This is a genomic window from Rhodoferax sp. WC2427, assembly GCF_040822085.1.
Classification (GTDB): Bacteria; Pseudomonadota; Gammaproteobacteria; order Burkholderiales; family Burkholderiaceae_C; genus Rhodoferax_B.
The window spans coordinates 3,361,302-3,386,523 of record NZ_CP162006.1; the positions used below are offsets into that span (position 1 = coordinate 3,361,302).

Annotated in this window: 15 protein-coding genes; 6 read left to right on the forward strand and 9 right to left on the reverse strand. The window is 64.7% G+C overall.

The window, feature by feature from the left end:
• Nucleotides 1-9: 9 nt before the first annotated feature.
• The 3 genes from AB3G31_RS15885 to AB3G31_RS15895 form a co-directional block, all read right to left on the reverse strand.
• Entirely contained in the window at nt 10-3,162 is a 3,153-nt protein-coding gene (locus AB3G31_RS15885; RefSeq protein WP_367847052.1) for an ATP-binding protein, read from the reverse strand.
• Between the two features lie 18 nt (nt 3,163-3,180).
• On the reverse strand, nt 3,181-3,912 hold the full coding sequence (locus AB3G31_RS15890; protein ID WP_367847053.1) for a substrate-binding periplasmic protein: 732 nt from the start codon (nt 3,910-3,912) through the stop codon (nt 3,181-3,183).
• A 190-nt stretch (nt 3,913-4,102) separates the two neighbouring features.
• Nucleotides 4,103-5,356 carry a putative Na+/H+ antiporter gene (locus AB3G31_RS15895; protein ID WP_367847054.1) on the reverse strand — a complete coding sequence of 418 codons (1,254 nt, stop codon included), beginning with the start codon at nt 5,354-5,356 and terminating at the stop codon, nt 4,103-4,105.
• Between the two features lie 221 nt (nt 5,357-5,577).
• On the opposite strand from AB3G31_RS15895, the gene AB3G31_RS15900 reads away from it, so the two are divergent.
• Nucleotides 5,578-6,723: a DUF418 domain-containing protein gene (locus AB3G31_RS15900; RefSeq protein WP_367847055.1), complete on the forward strand. Its 1,146-nt coding sequence runs from the start codon at nt 5,578-5,580 to the stop codon at nt 6,721-6,723.
• On the opposite strand, the gene AB3G31_RS15905 is transcribed toward AB3G31_RS15900, so the two are convergent.
• From AB3G31_RS15905 to AB3G31_RS15925, 5 genes are all read right to left on the reverse strand, one after another.
• Nucleotides 6,713-9,961: an EAL domain-containing protein gene (locus AB3G31_RS15905; RefSeq protein ID WP_367847056.1), complete on the reverse strand. Its 3,249-nt coding sequence runs from the start codon at nt 9,959-9,961 to the stop codon at nt 6,713-6,715. The genes AB3G31_RS15900 and AB3G31_RS15905 overlap by 11 nt on opposite strands.
• 17 nt (nt 9,962-9,978) lie before the next feature.
• On the reverse strand, nt 9,979-10,377 hold the full coding sequence (locus tag AB3G31_RS15910) for a response regulator (RefSeq protein ID WP_367847057.1): 399 nt from the start codon (nt 10,375-10,377) through the stop codon (nt 9,979-9,981).
• 3 nt (nt 10,378-10,380) lie between these two features.
• Nucleotides 10,381-12,225 carry a PAS domain S-box protein gene (locus AB3G31_RS15915; RefSeq protein WP_367847058.1) on the reverse strand — a complete coding sequence of 615 codons (1,845 nt, stop codon included), beginning with the start codon at nt 12,223-12,225 and terminating at the stop codon, nt 10,381-10,383.
• 313 nt (nt 12,226-12,538) lie between these two features.
• Nucleotides 12,539-12,886 carry a cupin domain-containing protein gene (locus AB3G31_RS15920; protein ID WP_367847059.1) on the reverse strand — a complete coding sequence of 116 codons (348 nt, stop codon included), beginning with the start codon at nt 12,884-12,886 and terminating at the stop codon, nt 12,539-12,541.
• Between the two features lie 13 nt (nt 12,887-12,899).
• On the reverse strand, nt 12,900-13,388 hold the full coding sequence (locus AB3G31_RS15925) for a MarR family winged helix-turn-helix transcriptional regulator (RefSeq protein WP_367847060.1): 489 nt from the start codon (nt 13,386-13,388) through the stop codon (nt 12,900-12,902).
• A gap of 80 nt (nt 13,389-13,468) precedes the next feature.
• On the opposite strand from AB3G31_RS15925, the gene AB3G31_RS15930 reads away from it, so the two are divergent.
• A complete protein-coding gene (locus AB3G31_RS15930; RefSeq protein ID WP_367847061.1) occupies nt 13,469-14,794 on the forward strand; it encodes a chloride channel protein in 1,326 nt (441 codons plus the stop codon).
• A 66-nt stretch (nt 14,795-14,860) separates the two neighbouring features.
• Here AB3G31_RS15930 and AB3G31_RS15935 read toward each other — a convergent pair whose 3' ends face one another.
• The gene (locus AB3G31_RS15935; protein ID WP_367847062.1) at nt 14,861-15,451 is read right to left on the reverse strand and encodes a cupin domain-containing protein; all 591 of its coding nucleotides are present in this window, start codon (nt 15,449-15,451) and stop codon (nt 14,861-14,863) included.
• A gap of 70 nt (nt 15,452-15,521) precedes the next feature.
• Between AB3G31_RS15935 and AB3G31_RS15940 the strand changes: the two genes are divergently transcribed.
• From AB3G31_RS15940 to AB3G31_RS15955, 4 genes are all read left to right on the forward strand, one after another.
• Nucleotides 15,522-17,204, forward strand: coding sequence for a flavin monoamine oxidase family protein (locus AB3G31_RS15940; protein WP_367847063.1), 1,683 nt, complete (start codon nt 15,522-15,524; stop codon nt 17,202-17,204).
• On the forward strand, nt 17,201-18,013 hold the full coding sequence (locus AB3G31_RS15945) for a carbon-nitrogen hydrolase family protein (protein ID WP_367847064.1): 813 nt from the start codon (nt 17,201-17,203) through the stop codon (nt 18,011-18,013). The genes AB3G31_RS15940 and AB3G31_RS15945 overlap by 4 nt, the downstream gene beginning before the upstream one ends.
• 212 nt (nt 18,014-18,225) lie before the next feature.
• On the forward strand, nt 18,226-21,540 hold the full coding sequence (locus AB3G31_RS15950; RefSeq protein WP_367847065.1) for a DUF6603 domain-containing protein: 3,315 nt from the start codon (nt 18,226-18,228) through the stop codon (nt 21,538-21,540).
• Between the two features lie 9 nt (nt 21,541-21,549).
• Nucleotides 21,550-25,209, forward strand: coding sequence for a hypothetical protein (locus tag AB3G31_RS15955; RefSeq protein WP_367847066.1), 3,660 nt, complete (start codon nt 21,550-21,552; stop codon nt 25,207-25,209).
• Nucleotides 25,210-25,222: the final 13 nt, after the last annotated feature.

A 25,222-nucleotide genomic window follows, 5' to 3' on the forward strand; every position in this document is an offset into this window, starting at 1 on the left:
TGGAGTGGATCAGGCCTCGGCGATGGCCGATTTAAACCGGTCCAGGGCCTCGGCGGCGGCATCGAAGTCGAAGTTTTGCAGGTCGGCCAGTAGTTGGGCCATGGCCGAATGCCAGGGGGTGCCTGCCAACAGTGTGGCACAGCGGTCGGCCTCCTCCAGCGCCTGGGCATCGCTGTCGTGCAGCAGGCGCTCCAATGCGTCCAGCAAGGGGGGTACACCAGGGGGTAAGTCGGGGCTCGCGGCGGGGGCGGTGGCAGGTGGCGCGTGCGCAGCCTGCTCCCAGGCGTCGATACCCACCACCACCGCACGCAAGGCCGCGTCGGTGGCCGCCCGCAGCACCAGAAACTCTGCCGTATGCAGTTGCGGCGCAGCGCACACCAGCTCCAGGCCGTGGGTGGCCTGCTGCAAATCCTGCGCGCCGATATTGCCGGCCAGCCCCTTGAGGGTGTGGACATGCCGCACCAGCGCTTCTTGCTGGGCCAGACTGGAAAGGTCCATCCGCAATTGGTCCAACTGGGCGGTGAAGTCGCGCTGCGTGGCCGCAAACCGCAGCAGCAAACGGGCATACAGGTCGACCTTGCCGCCCGCCACCCGCAGCCCGGCGGGCCAGTCCAGGCCGGGTACCCCGTCCAGGCCGTGGAATCGCTGTGTGGGGTCGGCGGCGGATTGCGCGGGGGCCGTGGACTGCTGGGGTAGCGGTGCGTAGTGGAGCTTGGGCGTCACCCAGCGGGCGATGGTGGCAAACATCGCGGCCACATCCAGCGGCTTGCCGATGTGGTCGTTCATGCCCACGGCCAGCACCTTTTCGCGGTCGCCGCTCATGGCGTTGGCGGTCATGGCGATGATGGGCAACCGGGTCCAGCGCGGGTCCTGGCGCAGCAGGCGGGTGGCGGTGAAGCCATCCATCACGGGCATCTGGCAGTCCATCAGTATCAGGTCAAAGAGTGCACCCGCAGGCGCTTGGTCTACCTTGTCGATGGCTTCCTGGCCGTTGTTGGCCAGCTCCACCACCATGCCGACCTGGGTGAGTAGCTCCAGCGCCAGCTCCTGGTTGACTTCGTTGTCTTCCACCAGCAGCACCCGCACGCCGGCCAAACCCAGCGCCGGATCGCTGGCCGTGCCCGGTGCAGCGGGCGCAGGGCTGGGCTGCTGCGACGGGGTGGTATTGATGGTGAAGTAAAAGGTACTGCCGATCCCGGCGGTGCTGTGCACACCAATGCTGCCGCCCATCAGGAGGACCAGGCTTTTGGAGATGGTCAGCCCCAGCCCGGTGCCACCAAAACGCCGCGAGGTGGACGAGTCGGCCTGGGTGAAGGCATTGAACAGCTTGCCTTGCTGCTCGGGCGTGAGGCCGATGCCCGCGTCGGTGATGGCAAAGTGCAAGGTCACCTGTTCGCCGGTGGCAGACCACAAAGGGTCGTCCGGGGCCAGGCGGCGTATGCCCACCACGACCTCGCCCCGCTCGGTAAACTTGATGGCGTTGCCCACCAGGTTCAGCAGCACCTGGCCCAGCCGCAAGGGGTCGCCCTGGAGCATGGCGGGGATGTCGGCGGCGCAGTCCACGCGCAAGGCCAGGCCTTTGCTGTGGGCTTTTTCAGCCACCAGGCTGGTCAGGGTGGTGAGCACTTCCTCCAGCGCAAAAGTGGTGGACTCGATGGTCATCTTGCCCGCCTCGATCTTGGAGAAGTCGAGGATGTCGTTGATGATGCCCATCAGGTTGCGGGCGGCAGCGTTGACCTTCTTGATGTAGTTGGCCTGGCGTGGACTGAGCTCGCCCGCCAGCGCCAGGCCAGACATGCCGATGATGGCGTTCATGGGGGTGCGGATTTCGTGGCTCATATTGGCCAGAAAATCCGACTTGGCCTGGTTGGCTTCTTCAGCCGCCTTTTGGGCCTGGCGGATGGCGATCTCGGCCTCCTTGATGGCAGTGATGTCCTGGTTGACACCAAACAATTGCACCAGGCGGCCGTCGGAATCGGTTTCTGCCTGCACCAGGGTGCGCAGCCAGATCTGGCGCTTGTCGAGGGGGCGGCGAAAAGGGTAGGTCATCTCGAACGCGTCCAGCCGCCCGGCCAGCGCATCGGCGAACTGCTGACGGTACCGGTGGACCAGCTGCGGGTCCGCCAGGTCGATACGCCGCCACACCTCGGATACCGTCAGGCGCCGCTCGGAGCGCCCCGGCAGCTCGCCGCACAGCACGGCATTGCGCTCGGACGACACCAGCCAGTCGGGCTGGTCGGCGCGGATATGCCATTCCCCCGAACGGGTGAGCGTGAGCGCCTGGTTGGCCCGTTCATTGGCCGCCTGCAACTGGGCCTGGATATTCTGCTGGTAGAGCTGCACGGCGCCGAGTTTGTCGCGCATTTGCACCAGCCGGTGCAGCACGCTGTCACCCTGCTCTTGTTCGGTGTGGATGGCCGAGCCCAGGTCGCCGTCGGCGATGCGCTGGATGGTGGCGTGCACCCGCTCGATGGTGCCGCCCATCAGCGTCTGCAGCTTGTCGATGTAGCGGTTCACGTTGTCGGCCACCGCCTGGAATTCGCGGGTGTCGGCGGGTGGCAGGTGGCGTTGCAGGCTGCTGCCACTGGAGGCAATGGCATCCAGCGCGTCGCGGATCTTGCCCAGCGGACTGAGCACCTGTTTGGTGACGATGCCGTACAGCGCGGCCACGATCATGCAGTTGATGGCCAGAATCTGAAGCACCAGCAGCACCAAATCGTGCTGCAGGCGCTGGCGGATGTCGCGCTCCGACGCGTACAGCGTGACGCTTCCCACCCTGGGCTGGTCGGGCTGGTACAGCACGTCGAACTGCCGGGTAATGTCTGCAGCCAATGGGCCCCGCAGTTCCACCAGTGCGCTGCCGGCCCGCTGCAAGCCGTACGATCTGTCCTTGCCATATTGCACAAAGATGCCCGTGACGATGGCATCGTTCATCTCGGAGCGCATGATGTCGATGATTTGCTCGCGGTTGAATTGCCAGATCGCCGTGGGCAGGGTGGTCTTGACGCGCGCCTCGATGTGGCTGAGCCGCTGGGCCAGATCGGCCTCTTTTTCGCTTTTGCGGTCCAGATAGTTCCAGGCGCCGAACGCGCCCAGTCCCACCGACACGATCAACACGAACAGCACCACAAATCGGAGTCGGATGGAAGGCTTAGTCAGCATATCCCGCCCCTGGCTGCTTCATTCGGCGGGTTTCAGCGGCGGAATGCCCAGCTCGGCTAGCTTGTCAAGAAAGATCTTTTTGACAAGCCCTTCTTTTTGCATGCCCAGCAGGGCGGCATTGATGCGGGGCACCAGCGTGGCGTGCTTTTTGTTCAGGTGGAAATACAGCGGCTCGGTGGCCCAGGCGTGCAGCCCACGGTAAAACTTGCGCGGGCTTTGGCGGGCAAGTTCCGGCTCTGCAGCGAGGTAGACCAGCATCGCCACCTCAAACCGCCCATTGGCCAACATCTCGAACGCGGTGCGCACATCCTTGGCGTCCGTGACGTCCATCCCCTGGCTGTATTTCGGCAGCATCAATATGGTCCGCGTCAATCCAACTTTGCGGTGGCGTAATTCGGCGCGCGGCAGGTTGGCCACCTTTTCGTCCATGCTGTAGATGGCCAGGTCGGCCCAGACCACCGGGGTGGGCACCGCCACCACATCGGTATACGTCTTGGCCGCATCGGCGATGCGCATCACGTCCCCGTCCAGGCTGCCGTCGTTGGCTAGGATCATGGAGCGCGACAGGGGAACGCGCTGGAACTCGCACTGCAGGCCACTGCGCTTGAACGCCTCTTTCACCACGCTCTCGGCAATATCGGATAACGGCGAAGGGGAATCCGTGCGGCCAATCTGCAATACCTGTTGGACCTGTTGGACCTGCTGGGCCAGGCCGGGCATAGCCGCCAGCACCAGCAATGCGGCCCCCACCCCATGGCGCAGCCTGCGGCGGGCAAAAAGAGAAAGTTCATCGCATACACCATGGTCGCAAAGTTGGAGCTTGGCAGATGCTATACAAACTTACAAAAAACAACAAATACCGATTTACTCGAAATTTATAAAAAAATAGCCACTTGCGTCCATCCAATGGGCGTAAGCAGCTATAAAAACAGAAGCAAATTCAGATCAAAAACATGAGCCCGGCTACCACTGTGGGCAGGGCCGCACCGGCCAGCAGGCCCAGCGCACCGATCGACTCGTCGTTGAAACCCTTGCGCAACAGCGCCACCCCGGCCGGGTTGGGCGCGTTGGCGATCACCGTCAAGCCGCCACCGGCCACGGCACCGGCGACCAGCATGTACTTGGCCGGGTCGCTGATGCCCTCGATCAGGGAGCCCAGGTAGGTCAGCGCCGCGTTGTCGGTCAGCGCCGTCAGGCCCAGCGCGCCGAAAAATAGCGCAGTCGGGGCCAGGCTGGAGACGATGGGTTGCAGCCACCACTGCTGCATGCCGCCCAGCACCACCAGACCGGCCAGAAAGAAGCCAACCAACAGCCCCTCTTTCAGAATCAGCGGACTCTGATGCCGTTGGTAGGCTTCCGTGTAGCCGATGAAGAACAAGAACAGCCCGATAAACACCACAGGATGGTGGGCAAACACCACCACCCCGGCCAGAAACGCCAGGTGGATCAGGCTTACCAGCAGCGGCACAGGCCGGGGCGCCGTCGGCTTGGCAGCGGCCGTGGCCTTGAGGTGGGTGCGCAACAGAAATACCAACACGCTGGCGTTGACCAGCACGGCGATGCAGGCGCGCCAGCCAAAGGTCGTGGCCATGAAGGCGCTGTCCCAGCCCCAGACCGAAGCCACCATCAGCACCGGCGGCGCAGCATACGAGGTCAGCGTGCCGCCAATCGAGACATTGACGAACAGCACACCCAAGGCGGCGTACTTGAGCCACTCGGGCAGACCGGGGCGGAACACCAGCGGGGCCAGGATCAGCGCAGCCAGGGTCATGGCCGCCGGTTCGGTGATGAGTGAACCCAGCAGAGGCACCAGAGCCAACCCCAGCCAGGCCATGACCAGAGGGGTGGGCAGCGGCACCACACGGGCCACGCCTGTGAGCCACTGCTGAACCAGTTCCAGCACCGGGCGCGAGGCGGCCACCACCATCACCACAAAAACAAACAGCGGCTCGGTGTACTGGCGCGACTCGGCATAGGCCAGCGCTTCGGCCCCGCTGCCCAGCAGTGCCATTACCACCACCAGCACCAGGGCCCACAGGCCAAACACCACCTCCACCTCGCCCAGGATGTGGAACAGGCCGGCGTGGCGCGGGTGCCGATGGGCCAGCGCTTCAAACCATTTGGCGGCAAAGGTATGCAGCAGGGCCAGTCCAAACAGGACGGCGGCGGCGATGTGGATGGAAGTGGGCTGCATGAGTGTGACGAAAGGTAATAACTAATTGCCATTGTCAGGTACGAAAGTCCCAAGCTGGCACTTATTCCTATTGCCGACGGGGTTTTTAGATTGGCAATAGTTAATCACAAATAACAACATTTGCTAACAGCCTGAACGCCAATCCAACCAAAAATCACCGTTGCACACCCAGCCGCCTACGCCATCAGGAACGCTGGAATAGGTCCAAGGCCACGCACGATTTGCCACGTTTCACGCTCCACGACCAACAATGCTCCGGCAACAATGCAATGACAATAAGAAGATCCAAAACACTGGACGTCTTCCGGGGTTTGCTGTTTGTACTCATGGCGAGTACCCATGCGATGTCGCTGACTGGAATAGACCGGTCGCACTGGCTGTTCGGCGACCTGTGGCTTCCCAATGGCTGGGCCACCGTGGTGTATGTGGTCTTGTCGGGTTATGGCATCGGGTGGATATTCTCGGCTCGCCATCCTCCCGCACGGCACCAGGCCTTATTGCACCGCCGCAGCGCGGTTATTTTGGCGGTGATGCTGCTGTCCAACAGTTTTTTTGCCATCGCCAAACTGGCCCAGGCGGGCGACCTGTCACCGGTCTTGACCTGGGCTTGGTGGATCGGCTTCATCACCCTCACAACGCCTTGGTCCATCTCCGGCGTGCTGCTGCCCACGGTGCTGGTCTTGCTATGCGCGCCGCTGCTGATTCGGTGCTGCGGTCACTGGCCATGGCAGACCTTGGCAGCACTGCTCCTGGCCCAGATCGCTGCGAATCTGGCCGGGCAGTTTGCAGTGGCATCGGGCGCTACCGGTGGCTGGGCGGTCCGCTTCTTTTTGCTCGAAGGTCTGGGCGGCTTTCCCGTGCTGCCTTTCCTGCTGAACGGTTGCATAGGGTGCTGGCTGGGTATCTATCGCCACCAAAACGAACCGCTGTGGCTGTACGGCATTGCCCTGCTGTTGCTGCTGCAGCTGGCGGTGTACGGGTCCACTTTTGCGCCACCAGCGGTGTACTGGAGTGTCTTTCGCAACACGGTGGGGCCGGCCGGTAAATTCGCCTGGCTTTTTCTGTGTGCGGGTCTGCTGGCGCGCTCGGGTTATAGGCCCCTGGTGGTGCCGATGGCACTGATTGGCAAGTTCGCGTTGACCACCTTTGTGATGCACCGCATTTTTCTCCAGTTGCTAGAGACCACGCTCAATGGCCAGCAGCCGGAGACACTGCCCGCAGAGCTGCGCTATGCCATGCTCTGGATCGGCACCCTGTCCCTCACCTGGGTCCTGTGTGGGTTTTTGCAGCGCCACTACAACCGGGTCGCATCCCCGCGGCTCGCGCAAAACAAGGTTTCCGGCAAAGACGACTACTTCACCCAGTGAGCCGCGCAGGCAACAGGAACTTTTGCTCAAACACATCGGCGGGCACTGGCCGGCTGAACAGAAAGCCCTGCATTTCGTCGCAGCCCATCAGGCGCAGCAGCCGCGACTGCTCCTCGGTTTCCACGCCCTCGGCCACCACCTTGAGCTTGAACGCGTGGGCCAGATTGATGATGGTGGACACCAGCGACAGCCCGCGCGGGCCGGTGACCATATCCACCACGAAGGTGCGGTCGATCTTCAGCGTGTCTACCGGCAGGCGCGACAACTGGCCTAGCGACGAGTAGCCGGTGCCGAAGTCGTCGATGGCAATGGTCAGCCCCATGGCGCGGATGGCCAGCAAGGTGGCGCTGCTGCGCTGCACGTCTTCCATGATCAGGCTCTCGGTGATCTCCAGTTCCAGGCTCTGCGCCGCCTGGGGGTCGGTACCAATCACCTGTTCCAGGGCGGAGACGAAGTTGCGGTGGCGCAGCTGCAGCGGCGACACGTTGACAGCGATCCGCACCGGCTCCAGTCCGGCCGCACGCCAACGCTGGTAGTCCTCCTGCGCCTTGCGCAAGGCCCACAGGCCGACTTCGTAAATCAGCCCGGTCTCTTCCAGAATGGGAATGAAATGCCCCGGCGGCACCAGGCCGTTTTTGGGGTCGTTCCAGCGGATCAGCGCCTCTGCACTGGTGACTTTGCCCGTGCCCAGGTCCACCTTGGGCTGGTAATGCAGCACAAACTGCTCCAGGTCCAGGGCAGTACGCAGGCGGCTTTCCAGGTCGAGCGCAGCGGCCACCCGGGTGTCCATTTCGGGGGCATAGAACATCAGGTGCTCGGCCGAGCCTTTGGCCCGTTTCAGGGCCGACTCGGCATTGCGCAACAGGGTTTCGGCATCTTCGCCGTCCAGCGGGTACAGCACCACGCCAATCTTGCCGGCAATGCGCAGATCCGAGCCCTGCAACCGGTAAGGGTGGGCAAAACAGTCGCGCAATAGCTGCTCCAGCTCCAGCGCCACACTTCCCACGTCGCGCGGCCCCAGCAAGAGCACGCCAAAGCAGTTGACCCCCACGCGCGCCGCCGCCTCCAGCGGCACGCCGCCAACGCGAATGCGTTGTGCCAATTGGTTGAGCAAATCGTCACCCGCCGCCCGACCCAAGGTGTCGTTGATGGCCCGAAAGCGCTCGATATCGATCAAAGCCAACGCCAGACTGCTGCGGCCACCGTCAAACATGCGTACATGCTGGCCTACTTGCTCCAGAAACAGGGTGCGGTTGGGCAGTCCGGTGACTTCGTCGTAGTAGGCCAGATAAGTGAGCTTGTCGGCCTTTTCGATGTGGTCGAGCGCAAAGCCGATGTCGCTGGCCAGCTCGGACAACAGCGCCAACTCCTCGTCGTCAAAAAACCCGGTCTCGTCGGCATACAAGGCAAATACCCCCACCACCGTCTCATTGACCAGCAAGGGCAACACCGCCATGGCGCAGATCCCCTGGTCCATGTGCGCCTTCAGGTACTGGCTGCCGGAGAATTCCTTCATGTCGTTGAGCACCATGGGCTTCTTGGCCTTGATGGCCCGCACGGTCATGGAATTCGCATGCTTTGCGCCATCTTGCAGGGAAAAACTGTCCTGGATATAGGCCAAAAACTCGCGCTCCACATTCGACGAAGCGATGGGCAGGATCTGCAGCGCATCCCAATCGGTCAGGCCGATCCAGGCCATCTTGAACTGGCCCAGCTCCACGGCAATCCGGCAGGCCTCCTGGAACAGCTCTTCATGGTTGCGCACACGGACAATCAAGGCGTTGATACCGCTGAGTACGGCGTACACACGGTTGAGCCGCTTGATGCGCCGCTCAGCCGACCGCTGGTCGGTAATGTCCTCCCCGATGCTGGCAATGCCCACCACCTCGCCCGCTACCGAATGCAACAGGGTGTGGTTCCAGCGGATCAACCGGAGGGCTCCCTGGCGCGTCTGGATTTCACTTTCAAAATGGGCCATGCCCGGCTGGTTGGCCAGCAAGGCGGCAAACCGTGCGCGTCCGGCGTCTGCCGCATGCGGCAGGAAAATACCGAAGAACTCACGGCCCATGACTTCTGCCCGCTGCCAGCCCGTCAGCCGCAGCAGGTAGTCGTTGGAATAGGTGACCTGCCCTTCGCGGTCCAACATCATCGCCACCAGTTCCAGGTGACCCAGCATGTCGTTGAAGCGTCGGTTGCTTTCCACCAGCGCTTCGGCAGCACGCTTGCGCTCGACCACTTCGGCCTGCAGTTTCTCGGCCTGCCCCCGCACCTCTTTGTAGAGGCTGCCGTTTTCAAAGATGCGGCCGACTTGCGCCGCCAGAATGGTCACGATCTGCTCGTCTTCATCGCTGAAATCCACCGCACCCAGCTTGTCCACCAGGCACATCCAGCCGTAGGTGTGCGACAAGGACACCACCGGCACCACCAGGCTGGCATACAGCGGAGGATAGCCCGGCGGCAGCCCTACCGACGCGGGGTTACCGTCGGCACAGCGGATGCGGCGGGAGCGGCGTTGGGCACGCACTTCGCCCAGCAAACCATGGTCGATGTCGGGACGCTGCAGCTTGGTCAGTACCGCGGCATCGATGCCACTGGTGAAAAATACGGGCTCGGGCTGGCCCTTCCCTTGCACGCACAGCAACACGTACTTGGCTCCCATCAGGTCGCGCGCCCCCCGGCAGACCTTGCCAAGCAGCACCACCGGGTCGTGCTCCGAGGCCAGATGCAAATTCAGATCGGTCAAGGCCGCCAGGCGCCGGTTGGTGGCGCGCAGGTCGTCCAGTTTCTCCGACAACTTGTCGCTCATCAGCCGCATGTGGGCGCGGTCAAACTCCAGCGTGTCGGGCACGGTCAAAGCTTGGGCCACAGGGATGTGCGCCAGAGACTGGGCAATCGCCAGCAAAATTTCTTCGGGCTCACAGGGCTTGACCAGCACCCGCGACACACCACAGCTCTTGGCCAGGTTACGGGCCTCGCGCTCCCGGTAGTGCGCGCTGTAGAAGATCACCTCGGTGGCCGCACACAGCGGGTCGGCACGCAGCTGGCGCACAAACTCGTAGCCATCCATGGTGGGCATCAGGATGTCGGAGATCACCAGGTCCGGGCGCGTTGCGCGCACCATTGCCAGGCCCTGGGCGCCGTCAGCGGCTTCCAATGGCTGGTGGCCACCATGGCGGATCAACGCGACGAGCAACTCGCGGTTTTCTGCCAGATCATCAACAACCAATATTTTCGCCATGGACCATTCCGTAGAAGTTATGCGCCTGGCGGGCTGGGAGCCCGAAGCCCAGGCGGTAGGAAGGCCGCGATTTGCTCTACAAAAGTCTCGGGAGTAATGGGTTTGGTCAGGTAGTTGTCAAAGCCTGCGGCCAGCGCAATATCGCGGTCGCCGGGCATGGAAAAGGCGGTCACGGCAATCACCGGTACCACGCGCCACAGCGGGTTGGCGTGCAAACGCTGTACCACTTCATAGCCATTGAGCACCGGCATCTGCAAGTCACAGAGCACCAGGTCAGGGTGTTCACGCAAGGCTATTTCGACACCCGCGCCACCATCTGCCGCTTCCAGCATGGTATAGCCCTGGCGGTCCAGCAGGTAGCGCACCAGTTCACGGCTGAACTCGTCGTCTTCGATCACCAGAATATGTGCGGGCATAGGCTACTCCAGCGGGAGCTCCAGGGTAAAAATGCTGCCTTGCCCATGCACGCTGCGCACGGTGATGTTCCCACCCAGCTCCACGGCCAGTTTGCGGCTAAGGTGCAAGCCCAGGCCGGTGCCTTCGAATCGGCGCCGGTCAGCCGCCTCGACCCTTGAAAACGCCTCGAACAAGCGGCCCTGGTCGGCTGCGGGTATGCCGGGGCCGGTGTCTTCCACGCTGATGCGCAGTGCCTGGCCGTCCGCAGTCGGGCAGGTTTCCAGTTGCAGGCACACCCGCCCGTGCTCGGTGAACTTGATGGCGTTGCCCAGCAGATTGATGACGATCTGGCTAACCGCCCGGCGGTCGGTTTGCAATACCAGCGCATTCGGGGCCAGCCGCAGCGCCAGTTCCAGCCCCTTGTTTTCGGCCTCGGGGCGCAGCGTGGCGGCCAGCTCCACCAGCAATGCCTGGCAATCCACCGCTTCGCGCGTCGGGTCAAACTTGTTGGCGCCCAACTTGGCCAGATCAAGCAGGTCGTTGATCAAGGACAACAGGTGGCGGGCGCTGGTCTGGACGATGCGCAGTTGCTTGTCCTGCTCTTCGTTGAGCGGGCCGGGCAATTGCATGCGCAGCGTACCGGTGAAGCCGATGATGGAGTTCAACGGTGTGCGCAACTCGTGCGACATGCTGGCAAAAAAACGGTCCTTGACCAGCGCAGCGCTTTCCAGCTCGCGGTTCTTATTGTGCAAGGTCTGCTCAAAGCGTTTGCGCTCGGTCACATCGCGGATGGCACTGGACACAAACAGACCGTCTTCCGTCTCCAGCGGGCTCAGGCTGATCTCGACCGGAAACTCCGAGCCGTCCTTGCGCTGCCCAAACAGATCCAGTCCCGCCCCCATCGACCGGGCGCGCGGCTGCGAAAAGAAGCCGCCGCGGTTGCCCGGGTGCTGGTGGCGAAAACGCTCAGGCACCAGAATTTCAATCTTCTCGCCCAACAACTCTTCGCGGCTCCAGCCAAACAGCTTCACCGCCTGTGAATTGACCAGCACCATGGTGCCGTCGCGGTTGACGATCACCATCGCGTCCGGGGCCGACTCCAGCAGGTCCTTGAACTTCTGGTCGGCCTTCTTGCGGTCGGTGATGTCGCGGATGGCGCTCATCACCATGGTGCCCTCTTCGGTAGCAATGGGGCTGAGGCTGATTTCCACCGGAAACTCTTCGCCGCCCTTGCGCAGACCAAACAGCTCCAGGCCGGCCCCCATGGTGCGGGTGCGCGGCTGCTCCAGAAAATGGCTGCGGTGGCCCAGGTGGGCACTGCGAAAGCGCTTGGGCAGCAGCACCTCGATCGGCTGTCCCAGCAGCTCCGCCCGCCCATGTCCAAAGACCTTTTCCGCCTGGGAGTTGACCAGCACAATGCGCCCGGTCACGTTGACCATCACGATGGCATCCGGCGTGGACTCCAGCAAATCATGGAAACGGGCTTCCACCAGCTTGGCATCGCGCAGCACCTTCAGGTGGGTCACGTCCTTTTGGTTGGAGAGAAAGTACGCCAAATGGCCATTGGCATCGTTGACCACCTTGGTCGAAATGCTGGTGTGCACCAAAGTGCCGTCTTTGCGGCGGCGCACGGCCTCGTACACCACCATGCCCAGGCGCAAAACCTCGGCCTGGGCCTGCAACTCCTCGTCGGCGCGGTCTCTAGGAATGATCAGGTCGAATACCGACTGCCCCACCGCCTCGCTCTCGCTGTAGCCAAAAATGGTTTCGGCCGCCGGGTTCCAGTTCAAGACCTGTCCGGTTGGCGAAATGGCCAACAGCGCATCCGGGTTGAGTGCCCAGAGCGTATCGGTGGAGGCCGGGGTCATCCAGCCGCCCTTCGCAAGCAGTCCAAACGGGTCAGCACGGGGCTCCGCAGCATTGCATGCGTGTGTGACAAGAGAGTTTCGTGCAAATGCATCAACATCTCCGAAATGTAACAAGTAGTTACCAGTATACCCATATGGCCCCAGGACACCCCTCACAGGCAGGACGCAGTCCCAAGGTATGTCTTCATACTAGTCCACAAAAACTCCATTCAAAAAATGAATACCCGTACGGTACACCCTCTTAGTGTGCACAAGCTAATCCTGCCCCAGCGCTTATTCCATCAGCACGAGAAGCTACAACTTTAGTAGCAAATCACAAATACGGCGGCGTGCAGGCCGAAACAATTTCCACCACGCTGTCGCCGGTATTGCGAAAGCGGTGCGGCAGGCTGCTGTCAAACAGGTAGGCATCGCCCGCCTTCAACACGCGTACCTGGTCACCCACGGTGAGCTCGATTTCGCCGCTGAGCACAATGCCGCCCTCGTGCGACTCGTGTTCCAGCATGGTCAAGGGCACGCGACCCAGAATTTTGCGTAGCGAGGCCACCGAAGGTCGGCGTTTGTTCTGCTCGGTGGCCGACAACGGGCTGGACGGCATGCCTGCCGCCAACTGGGTACCGTCCGAATTTTTGCAGCCAGCTAAGACGATGCATTCACCCATTGAATCGTCGGCATTACAACTCTGCCAGCGGAATACCTCCGGCTTGCTCGTCGGCCTTCAACAGCACGATCAACTCTGCCAGGTCCTGGTCCAGCCGCTGCAGACTGGCGCTGGGCAGCTTGCCCAGCGCCAAAGGCAACACACCCGCAAACGGACCCGGCACCTGGGCCAGCACCGCCAGTCCTGCGGGCAGTATCTGCAGTTGCACGTGGCGCCGATCCTCCGGCACTTTGACCGTACGGATCAGCTCTTTGCGCAGCAAGGCTTTGACCAGATTGCTGGCGGTACTTTGGTGGATGTCCATACTGTTGGCCAGCCCGCCCATGCCGATGGCGGGATGGTCTCTGACCACGCTCAGCGCCCACACCTGCGCGCTGCCCAGGCCGACCTGGCTTTCCACTTGCTGGAAATGGCTGCGCACTGCGTTGAACACCACCCGAAAACGCCGCAACACCTGGGCGGTAGTGGCGGAGGTCTCAGAAGCATCGGGTGACGGCAGCATGGTTGGATGATAGAGCCAGGTACACCCTACAATCCAATACATTGCAGCAAATGTAATTTACACCCTACCGAGTCCAAGCCATGCAGCCGCATCCCCGCGTTTTCACTGCCTTCCAGCAAGAAGTGGCCGACTGGCGTTTGTGGGCCGGGCGCACCGTGGTGCTGGGGTTTGCAGCGATAGCGGGCTTGACGGTGGTGGCGTTTACCTGGTTGACGGAACATGCCCTGCACCTGTTTTCTGTGCTGGACGCGCAGGCCTGGTGGGCGCCTCTGCTGTGGACACCGGCTTGCACCGCAGCCATCGTCTGGCTGACACGGCGGTTTGCGCCCGGCGCCGCTGGCTCGGGCATTCCGCAGGTGATGGCCGCACTGACCCCCGAAGTGCCGCCTGCTGCCCGCGGCCTGTTTGTGTCCTTGCGCCTGGCGCTGGCCAAGGCGTTGCTGACGGCCTGGGGCCTGCTGGCCGGTTTGTCGCTGGGGCGCGAAGGCCCATCGGTGCAGATTGCCGCCGGGGTGATGCACCACGCGCGCCGTTGGCTGCCCAAGGACTCGCGGGTATCGGAACACGGCCTGCTGCTGGCCGGAGGCGCCGCCGGCATTGCTGCGGCGTTCAACACTCCGTTGGGCGGCGTGATGTTTGCCATTGAAGAGCTGTCGCGTCGGCCCGAGCAGCGTAGCAGTGGACTGCTGCTGGCGGCCATCGTGCTCAGCGGTTTGATGGCCGTGTCGGTATACGGCAATACCACCTATTTTGGGGTGATACGCATCGACAATTTAAGTGTGGCGCTGCTGCTGCCGGGCCTGCTGGTTACCGTGTGCTGCGGGCTGGCGGGCGGGCTGTTTGCGCGGCTGCTGGTGGTGTCGCTGTCTGGCAGCTCGGCCGATGTGTTCACCCGCTTTCGCCAGTCTGCACCCGTGCGGTTTGCGGCGGCTTGCGGGCTGGCCGTGGCGGTGCTGGGGGTGGTGAGCCAGAGCGACACCTACGGCAGTGGCTACGGCCATACCCGCGCCATGCTGGAGGGCCACGGCGACACGGCACCGCTGTACGTGTTGCTGAAGTTCATTGCCACCTGGATCACCACCTGGGCAGGGGTGCCCGCAGGCATTTTCGCGCCCTCCCTGGCGATTGGCGGGGCCCTGGGCAACGACATTGCGTTGCTGACCGGGTACGTCAACGCGCCCACGCTGATTGCTTTGGGCATGGCGGGCTTTCTGGCCGCCGTGACCCAAGCCCCTATGACATCGTTCATCATCGTGATGGAAATGGTGGACGGCCATGGCCTAGTGCTGAGCCTGATGGCCAGCGCCCTGGTGGCCAGCGGCGTATCACGCTTGGTGAGTGCGCCGCTGTATGCGTCACTGTCAGCGTTGCAGTTACGACGCCTGCCGCCCGAAACGCCACCATGATTCCACGCGTTTCAGGCCCCCAGCGCCTGACGGTACTGCATTAGCAGCTATTCATTCAATAGCAAACTACAAATACGGCGGCGTACAGGCCGAGACGATCTCGACCACGCTGTCGCCGGTATTGCGAAAGCGGTGCGGCAGGCTGCTGTCAAACAGGTAGGCATCGCCCGCCTTCAACACGCGTACCTGGTCGCCCACGGTGAGCTCGATTTCGCCGCTGAGCACAATGCCCCCCTCGTGCGAGTCGTGCTCCAGCATGTCCACGCCGGTGTCGGCCCCGGGCGCGTAGCGTTCTTGCAGGATTTGCAGGTTGTGGGCGCGGGCGTTGCCCACTTGGCGCAGCGTCAGGGTGCGGTCGCCGCTGGCACCGGGGGCGTGGCGCGTCAGGCGGGAGGTCAAATCCACCAGGTCGGCCGGGCTGTGGAACACGGCATCGGCCTGGGGCTGGTCGGGCTCGAAAAACTCGGCCATGGTCAGCGGCACGCCACTCAAAATCTTGCGCAGCGAGGCCACCGAGGGGCTGCTCTTGTTCTGCTCGATGGTCGAAATCTGGCTGGACGGCACGCCCGCCCGCTCCGCCAGCTGCCGCTGCGACCAGCCCGCCGCCATGCGCACCTGGCGCAAGCGGCTCCCCACATCAAACGGACCATCCCGCATAAATAATTTCCCCAAACGCTCAATATTTTGAGCAAAATATACACCTATACCGATCACTTGCGAATTTTCCATGCCACTCGACCACACCGCCGCGCCGGCCAACAAAGCACCCGTCACCATTTTCGGCCCCGACTTTCCGTTTCCGTTCGACGACTGGATCGCCCACCCCGCCGGGCTAGGCAGCCTGCCCGCCCAGCACCATGGGGCCGAGGTGGCCATCGTCGGCGCGGGCATGGCCGGCATGGTGGCCGCCTATGAGCTGATGAAGCTGGGCTTCAAACCCGTGGTGTACGAGGCCTCCAAGATGGGCGGGCGCCTGCGCTCGCAGCCGTTCGAGGGCGGCCAGGGCGTGATCGCCGAGCTGGGCGGCATGCGCTTCCCGGTGTCCAGCACCGCGTTCTACCACTATGTCAACGCGTTGGGCCTGCAAAGCCAGCCTTTCCCCAACCCGCTCACGCCCGCCAGCGGCAGCACCGTGGTCGATCTGGAAGGCCAGACCTACTACGCCGAAAAGCTCGCCGACCTGCCCCCCATGTTCAAAGAGGTGGCCGATGCCTGGGCCCGCGCGCTGGAAGACGGTGCCCAATTCGAGGCGGTGCAAGACGCCATCCGCAGCCGCGATGTGCCCGCGCTGAAGGCGCTGTGGAACAAACTGGTCCCGCTGTGGGACGACCGCACCTTCTACGACTTTGTGGCCACCTCCAAGGCGTTTGCCGGGTTGTCGTTCCAGCACCGCGAAGTCTTCGGCCAGGTGGGCTTTGGCACCGGCGGCTGGGACTCGGACTTCCCCAACTCCATGCTGGAAATCTTGCGCGTGGTGATGACCAACTGCGACGACGAGCAGCGCCTGATTGTGGGCGGGGCCGACCAGGTGCCGCTGGGCCTGTGGCAGCACGCGCCCGCGCATTGCGTCCACTGGCCTGCAGGCACCACCCTGGCCAGCCTGCACGGCGGCGCACCGCGCGCGGGCGTGGCGGCCATCCAGCGGCAAGACGATGACCAGATTGCCGTCACCGACCGCTGGGGCGACACGCGCAGCTATGCCGCCGTGCTCACCACCTGCCAAAGCTGGCTGTTAACCACCCAGATCGCCTGCGACGAATCGCTGTTTTCGCAAAAAATGTGGATGGCACTGGACCGCACCCGCTACATGCAGTCCAGCAAAACCTTCGTCATGGTGGACCGCCCGTTCTGGAAAGACAAACACCCCCTCACCGGACGCGACACCCTGAGCATGACGCTGACCGACCGCCTCACCCGCGGCACCTATCTGTTCGACAACGGCCCCGGCAAACCGGGCGTGATCTGCCTGTCGTACGCATGGATGGGCGACGCGCTGAAAATGCTGCCCCAGCCCCCCGAAAAGCGCGTCAAGCTGGCGCTGGATGCCTTGAAAAAAATCTACCCGCAGGTGGACATTGCCCGCCACATCATCGGCGACCCCATCACCGTCTCGTGGGAGGCCGACCCGCACTTCCTGGGCGCGTTCAAGGGTGCGCTGCCCGGCCACTACCGCTACAACCAGCGCATGTTTGCCCACTTCATGCAAGACGACAAACCCGCCAGCGAACGCGGCATCTTCATCGCAGGCGACGACGTGTCCTGGACCCCCGCCTGGGTGGAGGGCGCGGTGCAGACATCGCTGAACGCGGTGTGGGGCATCCTGCACCACTTCGGTGGCGCAACCCACGCCGAGAACCCCGGCCCCGGCGATGTGTTCAAAGAGATCGGCCCCATGGAGCTGCCGGAATGAGCGACCTGCCGAACGATCTACGTTTGGCGCTGCTGCAGTGCCCGTCGCTGCCGCTGGACGTGCCCGCCAACCTGGCCCGGCTGGAGCGGTTCGCCGCCCAGGCCGCCGCTGCCGGGGCGCAGTTGCTGGTCACACCCGAGATGTTTTTGACCGGCTACAACATCGGCGGCCCCGCTGCCGCCGCACTGGCCGAGCCTTCTGACGGCCCGCGCGCCCAGGCCGTGGCGGCCATCGCCCGCCAGCACCAGATCGGCATCGTCTTCGGCCACCCCGAGCACAACGGTGGCGCGGTGTTTAACGCCGCCCAGTGCATCGATGCCCAAGGCTACACGCTGGGCCGCTACCGCAAGACCCAGCTCTTCGGCGACCTGGACCGCGGCATGTTCAGCCCCGGCCCCGGCGACGAGCCGCTGTTTGATTTGCACGGCTGGCGGCTCGGCCTGCTGGTCTGCTATGACGTGGAATTCCCCGAAAACACCCGCCGCCTGGCCCTACAGGGTGCCGACCTGATCGTGGTGCCCACCGCCAACATGGAAGGCTTCGATTTCGTCGCCCAGCACCTGGTGCCCACGCGGGCCTACGAAAACCAGCTGTACCTGGCCTATGCCAACTTCTGCGGCCCTGAGGGCGGTCTGGCCTACAACGGACTCAGCTGCGTGGCAGCACCGAACGGGGCGGGCCTGGTACAGGCCGGGCGCGGGGCCGAGTTGCTGCTGGCGGATGTGACGCGGGCCGGTTTGGCGGCGGGACGGGCCATGAATGGGCATCTGGCGCTGTGCCGGGCCCCGGGGCACACGCTATCTAAATAATAGCTTCTCATGCTTATAGAATAAGCGCTGGAGGCACTTTTTATCCAAACTCTGGTCTGCGCCAGCTGGGTCCGCATTCGTCCACAAAACTAGGGACGTCTGCCCCGCCCCACCGCACCAGGCCAATTGACGCAGCCCCCAGCCCCGCCTAACCTCGCATGAGCCTGTAGAGCCAAAAACGCGCTTACTGGCTCATCCGTGAAGGAAACCGCATGGCTGGCACCGCTGACACCGTTTTTTTGCGCGCATTTTTGTGGCTGCAGGGCAGCGTGGCCGCACTGCAAACCGACATCCAGCCGCCCGCGCTGGCCACGCCGCTGGCCGACGCGCTGCGCACCCGGCTCGGGCTGGCACTGGACCAGACCGCCGCCACCATCAACCCCGACACTTTCCACGCCAGCAATGCCGAGGCCCAGTCGCTGGCCACCGCGGCCATGGTGGTGGGCGAAACGCTGGCGGCGTTGAAAACCGTGGGCGAGCTGCTGGCCCACCTAGGCGACGGCGGCGTGGGGCTGGGGGATTTGTCCAAGGTCATCCAGCAGATCCACCGCATCACCTCGGCCAGCCCCGGCCAGCCCCCCAGCGCGTATGCGATTGCCAAGCTGCTGCTGATCGTCAGCGGCGATGCCGACCAGCCCGCCAGCGACCCGCCCGCCAAGCTGCTGGTCTACCGCCTGCTGGGCAAAACTGCCGCCAACCCGCCCACCCCCGCCGCCTTTGCCGAAGCACAGATGACGCTGGGCCTGGTGGTGATGGCCATCGGCACCCTGCTGGACCGCGCCTTTGCCGCGCCCAACCTGGACGACGCCAAAGGCTGGCTGGTGCCCCGGGGTCCGGGCATCGACCTGCCGCCACTGGTGGCCAGCCGCGCCTTCCAGCTGGCCGGGGGCGCCAACGGCAGCCTGGACCTGCTGCTGGGCTACGACCTGCCCCAGCACCTGCTGTACGCCGAGCTCACCTCCACCCTGCGTGCCAGCCCCGGTGCCGGGCAGGACTTTGCGCTGGAGCTCAAGGCCGACGGCAAGGTCACGCTGCAGGTCGACCTGCCGGTGCTGACCAACCCGCTCCCCGCCCTGGCCGCGCCGGTACTCACCGGCACCTCGGCCATCGGCCTGCTGTTTAGCCGCAACCAGCCGCTGGTGCTGGGCAACGCGGCACAAACCCACTTCACCATCGGCAAGATGAGCGGCGGCTTCACCCTGGACAACCTGCAGCCCAAGGTGGAATTTGACCTGGCCGAGAGCGTGCTGTCGCTCAAGGTGGGCGACGACCCCTTCCTGGGCGCGGTGCTGGGCGAGTCTGTCGAGGTGGCGCTGACCTTCGGGCTGATTGCCGACATGGCGGGCGGCCTCCGGCTCAAGGACGGCACCGGCCTCAAGGCCACCATCCCGCTGGAGCGCATCCCCAACAGCCCGGTACAGATCCCGTTCCTCAGTTTCGAGCTGAAGAAGGCAGACAACCTGGACAAAATCGAAGTCGAGCTGTCGGGCTCGTTCCAGGTGGAGATCGGACCGTTCGCGGGCTCCATCGACCGGCTGGGCACCCTGCTCCGGCTGGACGACCTGCTGGCCGGCACCACCGCGCCGCGCTTTGACCTGAAGCCCCCCTCGGGCGCGGGCCTGGCCATCGACGCGGGCATCGTCAAGGGCGGCGGCTTTTTGCTGTTCGACCCCGACCGGGGCGAGTACGGCGGCATTCTGGACATCCGCATCGGCGTGATCGGGGTCAAGGCGATCGGCCTACTCAGCACCAAGAATCCCGGCGGCTGGTCGCTGCTGCTGATCATCACCGCGCAGTTGCCGCCCATCCAGCTGGGTTTTGGCTTCACGCTCACCGGCATTGGCGGGCTGCTGGGCGTGCAGCACACGGTGAGTGTGGACACCTTGTCGCAGGGCCTGACCAGTGGCTCGCTGGACAGCTTTTTGTTTCCGCAAAACCCGGTGGCCAACGCGCCGCAGATCATCAACCAGCTGCGCACCATCTTCCCGTTCAAGGCCGGGGGCTTTGTCATCGGGCCGATGCTGGAGCTGGGCTGGGGCACGCCCAGCCTGGTAATCGCACGGGTGGGCGTGCTCATCGAAGCCAGCCAGATCGTGTTTGTGGGCCAGGTGATCGTGCAACTGCCGCCGCTGGTGGACAAGTCGCTGGCCATCCTGCGGCTGCAGGTGGACTTTGCGGGCGGCATTGTGTTCGACCCGCTGAAAATCTGGTTCGACGGCGTGCTGCGCGACTCGCGGGTGGTGTTCATCGCACTCACGGGGCAGTTTGCGTTCCGCGCCATTTTTGGCGACCGGCCCAGCTTTTTGATCAGTGCCGGCGGCTTCCACCCGCGCTTTACCGACCTGCCGCCCGGCCTGCCCAGCCCGTTCCAGCGCATCGGGGCGGATTTGTCGATCGGCCCGGTGGGCATGCAGTTCCGAGGCTACTTTGCCGTGACCTCGGCCACGGTGCAAACCGGCTCGTCGATGCGCATCTGGGCCGACATCGGCATCGCCAGCATCGAAGGCGGGTTTGCGTTCGATGCCATCGTCTACATCGTGCCGCGCTTCCGCTTCGAGGTGGACCTGCACGTCTGGGCCAGCGTGGAGGTGTTTGACCTGGACTTTGCCAGCATCGACATCTACGGCCTGTTTGCCGGGCCGGGCCGCTGGCACATTGTGGGCCGGGCTGAAATCCACACGCCCTGGCCGCTGCCCGACTTCAGCTTCCATGTGGACGAGAGCTGGGGCGAAGACCGTGCCACCACGGTGCGCAAGCTGTCGCTGGCCACCGAGCTCAAGGCCGAGCTGCAAAAGCCCGGCAACTGGTCGGCCCAGTTGCCGCAAGAGGGCGATGCCTTTGCCAGCTTCGCCAAGCTGCCCGCCAGTGCCGGGATTCTGGCCCACCCCAACGCGGTGCTGCAGTTTGTGCAAAAACGCATGCCGCTGAACAAAAAGCTGGCCAAGCTGGGTACCGACGGCATCGAAGGCAGTGGCGACGCGCTGCAAATCAGCATCGGCGAGATCCGCTTCGGCGCAGAGACCACGCCGGTGGACAAAAAGCTCAACGACCAGTTCTCGGCCGCCCAGTTCCTGGAGCTGAGCGAGGACGAAACCTTCAGCCGCCCGTCGTTCGACAGTTTCGAGGCGGGCTTCCAGGTGGGCCAGCACAAGTACCAGTTTGGCCGCACCGCCAAGGACCTGTTCGACTACGAAGAGGTCAACCTGTCCACACCCAAAACCGCCGCCAGCTCCCGCCTGGCGCTCGGTGCGCTGGTGGAAGTGGGGCATGCCCGCTGGGCCACCTCGCTGGGTGCGGCGGCGCGCTCGGAGCTGCGCCGCCCGGCCCGGCTGCAGCCCGCCACCGAGGTCAAGATCGCCGTCAACCCGGCCCCGCTGCACACCATAGACAGCGCCACCGGCACTTTGGCCAGCACACCGCTGGCTGGGGCCGCCGCGCAGTCGTACTGGGCCGCGCACGATTTGGTGGGGGCCAGCAGCAAGGCGCTGCAGATCGTCGAATCGTTTGAAACCGTACAGGCGTTTTAGGACATTCCCATGGCCACCTCCACCCAAGTTGCCTACCAGTTCATGCCCTGGGTCCGCCGGGGTTTGAGTGTGGCGCTGACCGCCAGCGACACCCTGGGCGCAGGCCCGCTGCTTCCGGCGCGCGCCACCGCCCAGGTCAACGTAGGCCTGGCTGCGCCGCACGCGGGCACGCCCATCGACCCGCTGGCACTGCAACTGCACGGCCCCGGCGATGTGGTGGCCATCGACACCCGGCTGGTGCTGCGCACCGACCCCAAGCCGCACGCGCGCAACTTCGAGCCCAACTACCTGGCCATCGTGGACTTCGACCCGCCCGACTTCCCGTGGATGCTGACCCCCGCCCTGGCCCATGCCGACGACCGCCTGCGCCCCTGGCTGGTGCTGCTGGTGCTGGAAAAATCCAAGGTGGGCACGCCCAAGATGCCGCCCCAGGGCCCGCTGCCCACAGTGCGCATTGCCGCCGCCGACGTGGCCACCGAGCTGCCGCCGCTGGGCGAATCCTGGTCCTGGGCGCACGCGCAGGTGGTCAGCCACAAGGACGACAAGCCCGGCATCCAGGCCGATCTGCAAGCCGACCCGACCCGCAACGCCTCGCGCCTGGTCAGCCCGCGCCGCCTGCTGCCGCTGACCGATTACGTGGCCTGCGTGGTGCCCGCGTTCGAGCCGGGGCGCTTGCGCGGCCTGGGCCAGGCCGAGGCCCAGCCCGCCGCCATGGCCACCCTGGGCCCGGCCTGGGACGTACAGCAACGCAAGGATGTGCTGCTGCCGGTGTACTACCACTGGGAGTTTTCCACCGGGCCGGGCGGCGACTTTGAATCGCTGGCGCGGCGGCTCAAGACACCCACCGCCTACGCGGGCAACGCCGAGGTGGCCGCCCTGCTCAGCCGCGTGGGCACCGCACCGATGGGCGTGGACCCGGTGCTGACCGGCTTTGTGCAGGGTGCGGTGGCCACCATGGAAGGCGCGCTGGTGCCCATCCGCTACACCCCCGGTACGGCACCCGACCCGACGCAGGCCGACAGCCTGGCGCTGATCGTCAACACCCCGCAGGCCAACGTGGCCGACCCGGTGGCCGACGGCCCCACCAATGCCGCCGGGCGGCGCATCGAGGTCAAGCCGCAGATGGTCGGTGGCTGGCATGCCAAAAAGCACCAGGTGGCGGTGGACGAGGCCGCCACCCACTGGGTGGCCGGGCTGAACCTGAACCCGCGCTACCGCGGGGCCGCAGGCTATGGGGCCGAGGTGGTGCGGCAAAACCAGGAAATCTTCATGGACGCCGCCTGGGGCCAGATCGGCCGCATCCAGGAGGCCGAAATGCGCTTCAACCTGACCCGGCTGGCCATCGAGGCGCAGCGGGCCCTGAAGGCCAAGCATTTCGACACCCTGCCGCCCGAACGGTTGCTGCAGGTGATGGGGCCCGCGCTGGGCCGCATCGAGGCCCGGGCGGTCAACGGTACGGCCTACCGCATCGGCAGTGCGGCCGGTTCGGTGGCCGGGCAGATCGCCCGCAGCAGCCTGCCCGTCGCGCTGGCCGACACCACCATGCGCCGCGCCACCACGCCCCAGCGGCGCAGCCTGCGCATGGCCGCACGGCTCAACGCCAACCTGCCCGCGCTGGCCGGGCAGACCCAACGCTACCTGGGGGCCATGGCTGCCGCCACCCAGCGCAGCGCCGCCTTCACCGTGAACGCATTTTTGCCCGATGGCATCGTCAGCAGCAAGATGCTGGATGCCATGGATCTGGAGGGTGCCGCCGACCGCCTGCTGGACCTGCGCGGCCTGGGGCTGGGCCAGACCACGGTGGGCCAGGCACGGGCACTGCAGACCGCCGGCAAGGGGGCCGCCATGGCGCTGGCCAAACGTGGCATGCCCGGGCTGCAGATCCGTGCGGGCCAGCACCTGGGCGTGTTCACCGACCTGCATGTGGAGCGCTTCAGCCAGTTGGCCAGCGCCATGCCCACGGTGCAGTCCACCGACTGGGGCGTGGTGGCCAGCACCATCGAGTCGCTGGGCCACCGGGGGGTGGAGGGGGTGTTGGTCGAGGCGCGTGCCGCAGGCAACAACCAGCAATCCAGCCTGCAGTTCAGCACCCTGAAGCTGGATGCCCGCAGCGGCAACCTGCGCCTGAACCGCGCCCTGGTGCGCGAGTTCGACAGCGCCCGCCGCGACACCACGCCCGCCGCCCGCAAGGGCGCGACAGCCCGCGCCTTGGCCGGTACCACCCTGGGCAGCCTGCGCATTGCCGACAGCCGCAAGTTCAGCACCGCGGGCGTGTTTGCCGCGCTGCCGATCAATGCGGTGCAATCGGTGGTGCTGGATGCCGAGAAGCCCCACTTCAGCGTCAACACCGGGTTCGAGATCGTCGGTTCGCTGGCCGCCCCGCACGACCTGGCCGTGGCCACGCTGACCCTGCCACCCGCACTGCGCCAGCGCGCGGTGCTGAACCGCTATGCCGTCGCCACCCGCGGTAGCCAGCAGCTGTGGACCGACGGCTTCGCGCAAAGCCAGGTGCAGGTGCAAGCCGTGGATTTCAGCCTGGTGGCCGCCCGCAGCGCCATCACCGTGGCCACCCAGCCCGACACCACGCTGCGCGCGCGGCTGGCCAGCACGGTGTCGGTGGCACACCTGGCTGCCACCGAGGGCAACGCCTTTGTGTCGGCCTATTTGTCCACCACCGATGCCTTCGCCCGCCAACGCTTCATGGTGCCCGCGCTGTTCGACCGGGTGATGGCCTGGCCCACGCTGCCAGAGCCGCTGTACCAGCGCCTGTCTACCTGGAACAAAAACGCCTTTATGCCGGGGGTGGATGGCATTCCGCAAGACCTGGTGATGCTGGCCAAGGTAAACCAGCATTTCATCGACAGCTTCATGGCCGGGGCCAACTGCGAGATGAACCGCGAGCTGCTGTGGCGCGGCTTTCCCACCGACCTGCGCGGCACCCCGTTCCAGCGCTTCTGGGACCGCAGCAGCATCGGCCCCGCGCCCACCTACACCTACACCCCGCTGGACGACATCCAGCCCCTCCACCAGTGGGGCGCGCAGCCACTGGGCCTGCGCAGCGACGCCATCAGCCCGTTCATCCGGCGCACCAACGGCGAGCGTATCAACCCGGTGGTGCTGCTGGTGCGCGGCCAGTTGCTGCGCCGCTACCCCAACACCGCTGTCTACGCCTGGAAGAAGACCCCGGGAGCCGACACCCTGCTGAAAGACGCGCAAGGCCTGCCGCCCGACGGCGCGCTGGCCACGCCACGCTTTAGCGGCACGATTGGCGACGACATCAGCTTCTTTGGCTTTGACATCGACGACGAAAAGGCCGCCGACTGGTGCTTTGTGCTGGAAGAGCAAATGACCGAGCCGCGCTTTGGCTTCGATGTGGATGAACCCGCCCCCGGCCAGGCCCGCACCGGCCCACCCCGGCGCAACGCCTTGCGCACCGCCATGGCCACGCCGCTGCACAGCCAGTACAACGCCTACAAGGCCTTGTCGTGGAGCAACCTGGCCGTGCCCCCCGGTGGCTTTGTCACGCTGGCCGGCCTGCGCCAGGCTCCGCCACCGGCATTTGCGAGCTTCCCCATGCTGACGGCCCAGGCCAACGCCGCAGAAATCGCCCGCGCCCTGCTGCAACAACCGTTCCGCGCCTACTTTGTGGGCGCCGACCTAGTTACCTGAATTCCCCGTTAAG